Consider the following 572-nt stretch of genomic DNA (forward strand, 5'->3'; position numbering starts at 1 on the left):
GGCACTCCTCGAGATGTGGACCAGGGTGGCGCCCAAGGCAGGTGTGCGGTGAAGGCGGTCACGTGGCGCGGCGTCAACGAGGTCGGCGTCGAGGACGTCCCGGAGCCGAAGATCCTCAACGACCGCGACATCATCCTCGAGGTCGGCCTGTCGGTGACCTGCGGCTCCGACCTGCACCTGCTGGGCGGCTACATCCCCGCCATGCGCGCCGGTGACGTGCTCGGCCACGAGTTCATGGGCACGGTCGCCGAGGTCGGCAAGAGCGTCAGCAAGCACCGGGTCGGCGACCGGGTGGTGGTGGTCTCGTTCATCGGCTGCGGGCAGTGCTGGTACTGCACGCAGGGGCTGTGGTCGTTGTGCGACAACGGAAACCCCAACCCGGGGATCACCGAGGCGCTGTGGGGCCAGTCCATCGGCGGTTGCTTCGGGTACTCCCACGCCATGGGCGGCTGGGCGGGCAGCCACGCCCGTTACATCCGGGTGCCCTACGCCGACCAGGGCGCTTTCACGATCCCGGACGGCGTCTCCGACGAGCGCGCCCTTTTCGCCTCCGACGCGGCCCCGACCGGCTG

At 69.9% G+C, this 572-nt stretch carries 1 protein-coding gene; it reads left to right on the top strand.

All coding sequences use genetic code 11. From position 1 onward, the window contains the following. Nucleotides 1–48: 48 nt before the first annotated feature. Nucleotides 49–572 (top strand): alcohol dehydrogenase catalytic domain-containing protein (locus PKE99_RS38510; protein WP_271215166.1); only part of this gene is annotated, 524 nt, incomplete at its 3' end.

This window comes from Pseudonocardia halophobica, assembly GCF_027922425.1.
GTDB classification, from domain to species: Bacteria; Actinomycetota; Actinomycetes; order Mycobacteriales; family Pseudonocardiaceae; genus Pseudonocardia; species Pseudonocardia halophobica.